The sequence below is a fragment of the Companilactobacillus sp. y65-5 genome (genome assembly GCF_057541095.1).
On record NZ_BAAJOA010000018.1, the window covers coordinates 1 to 3191 of the forward strand.

Below are 3191 nucleotides of genomic sequence, written 5' to 3' on the forward strand. Positions count from 1 at the left end.
GCGTGGCAGCTTCCTATCCTCGCGGGTAGTTTCCCACCAACTACTTTCGGCGTGAAGAAGCTTAACTTCTGTGTTCGGCATGGGAACAGGTGTATCCTTCTTGCCATCACCACCACACTATTCTGCTCGTACCTTCAAAACTAGATACTAATCAAATGAATTAAATCAACCGAAAACCACTTACTTGGTAAAGTCCTCGATCTATTAGTACTGCTCAGCTCCATGTATCGCTACACTTCCACCCGCAGCCTATCTACGTCATAATCTCTAACGGATCTTACTTCCTTAACGGAATGGGAAATCTCATCTCGAGGGGGGCTTCACACTTAGATGCTTTCAGCGTTTATCCCTTCCATACGTAGCTACCCAGCGATGCGCCTGGCGGCACAACTGGTACACCAGAGGTATGTCCATCCCGGTCCTCTCGTACTAAGGACAGCTCCTCTCAAATTTCCTACGCCCGCGACGGATAGGGACCGAACTGTCTCACGACGTTCTGAACCCAGCTCGCGTACCGCTTTAATGGGCGAACAGCCCAACCCTTGGGACCGACTACAGCCCCAGGATGCGATGAGCCGACATCGAGGTGCCAAACCTCCCCGTCGATGTGAACTCTTGGGGGAGATAAGCCTGTTATCCCCAGGGTAGCTTTTATCCGTTGAGCGATGGCCCTTCCATATGGTACCACCGGATCACTAAGTCCGACTTTCGTCCCTGCTCGACTTGTCAGTCTCGCAGTCAAGCTCTCTTGTGCCTTTACACTCTGCGAATGATTTCCAACCATTCTGAGAGAACCTTTGAGCGCCTCCGTTACATTTTAGGAGGCGACCGCCCCAGTCAAACTGCCCACCAGACACTGTACCTCACCACGCTAAATGGTGTAGGTTAGAGTTTTCATATAACAAGGGTAGTATCCCACCAATGCCTCGATCGAAACTAGCGTTCCGACTTCAACGGCTCCTACCTATCCTGTACATGTCACACAAAAACTCAATATCAAGCTACAGTAAAGCTCCATGGGGTCTTTCCGTCCTGTCGCGGGTAACCCGCATCTTCACGGGTATTATAATTTCACCGAGTCTCTCGTTGAGACAGTGCCCAAATCATTACGCCTTTCGTGCGGGTCGGAACTTACCCGACAAGGAATTTCGCTACCTTAGGACCGTTATAGTTACGGCCGCCGTTTACTGGGGCTTCAATTCTCAGCTTCGCTTACGCTAACTGATCCTCTTAACCTTCCAGCACCGGGCAGGCGTCAGCCCCTATACGTCATCTTACGATTTAGCAGAGACCTGTGTTTTTGATAAACAGTTGTTTGGGCCTATTCACTGCGGCTGGCTGTTACACCAGCACCCCTTCTCCCGAAGTTACGGGGTCATTTTGCCGAGTTCCTTAACGAGAGTTCACTCGCTGACCTTAGGATTCTCTCCTCGACTACCTGTGTCGGTTTGCGGTACGGGTAGTTTATTTCTAACTAGAAACTTTTCTCGGCAGTGTGAGTTACTGTGCTTCGCTACTTAAATTTCGCTCCTCATCACAGCTTGTCCTTAAAGGTAAAAGCATTTGACTCTTACCAAGACTTACTGCTTGAACACACTTTTCCAGCCGTGTGCACACATCATCCTCCTGCGTCCTTCCATCGTTCAAACAAAATAAACTAGTACGGGAATATCAACCCGTTATCCATCGATTACACCTCTCGGTCTCATCTTAGGCCCCGACTAACCCTGGGAGGACGAGCCTTCCCCAGGAAACCTTAGTCTTTCGGCCGATAGGATTCTCACCTATCTTTCGCTACTCATACCGGCATTCTCACTTCTAAGAACTCCACTGCTCCTCACGGTACAGCTTCAATGCTCTTACAACGCTCTCCTACCACGCATCTTACGATGCATCCACAGTTTCGGTATCATGCTTAGCCCCGGTACATTTTCGGCGCAGAATCACTCGACTAGTGAGCTATTACGCACTCTTTGAATGAATGGCTGCTTCTAAGCCAACATCCTAGTTGTCTATGCGTTTCCACATCCTTTTCCACTTAGCATGAATTTTGGGACCTTAACTGGTGATCTGGGCTGTTTCCCTTTCGACGGTGGATCTTATCACTCATCGTCTGACTCCCGGGTATAGATCAATGGTATTCGGAGTTTATCTGAATTCAGTAACCCAAGACGGGCCCCTAGTCCAAACAGTGCTCTACCTCCATGATCCTAATCCCCGAGGCTAACCCTAAAGCTATTTCGGAGAGAACCAGCTATCTCCAAGTTCGTTTGGAATTTCACCGCTACCCACACCTCATCCCAGCATTTTTCAACATACATGGGTTCGGCCCTCCGGTGTGTTTTACCACACTTTCAGCCTGGACATGGGTAGGTCACTTGGTTTCGGGTCTACGTCTACATACTAAAGCGCCCTATTCAGACTCGCTTTCGCTACGGCTCCGCATTTTCTGCTTAACCTCGCATGTAAACGTAACTCGCCGGTTCATTCTACAAAAGGCACGCCATCACCCCTTAACGGGCTTTGACTATTTGTAGGCACACGGTTTCAGGATCTATTTCACTCCCCTTCCGGGGTTCTTTTCACCTTTCCCTCACGGTACTGGTTCACTATCGGTCACTAGGTAGTATTTAGCCTTGGGAGATGGTCCTCCCAGATTCCGACGGGGTTTCTCGTGTCCCGCCGTACTCAGGATCCCGGCTAGAGTAGTTCGCATTTCGCTTACGAGGCTTTCACTCTCTTTGGCCAACTTTTCCAAGTTGTTCAGCTATACTCACTTTTTTCTCATATTGCCAGTCCTACAACCCCAAAGAGCAAGCTCTTTGGTTTGGGCTCTTCCCGTTTCGCTCGCCGCTACTCAGGGAATCGAATTTCTTTCTCTTCCTGCAACTACTTAGATGTTTCAGTTCATTGCGTCTTCCTCTTAATATGCTATGTATTCACATATAAGTAATCATCCATTACGATGATTGGGTTCCCCCATTCGGAAATCCCCGGATCAAAGCTTACTTACAGCTCCCCGAGGCGTATCGTCGTTAGTTACGTCCTTCATCGGCTCCTAGTGCCTAGGCATCCACCGTGCGCCCTTTATAACTTAACCTTGACAAACACCACTAAAGTGGTTTGTCGCGCAGTTTTCGGTGTTTCTTTAATTCATTAATTCTTAGTATCCAGTTTTCAAGGTACGAGTT

At 48.8% G+C, this 3191-nt stretch carries 2 rRNA genes; both read right to left on the reverse strand.

Features of this window, described 5'->3' with window-relative positions:
• Positions 1-117, reverse strand: a 5S ribosomal RNA gene (rrf, locus tag AC27FM_RS13220).
• Positions 118-184: 67 nt separating this feature from the next.
• A 23S ribosomal RNA gene (locus AC27FM_RS13225) occupies positions 185-3100 on the reverse strand.
• Positions 3101-3191 lie beyond the last annotated feature (91 nt).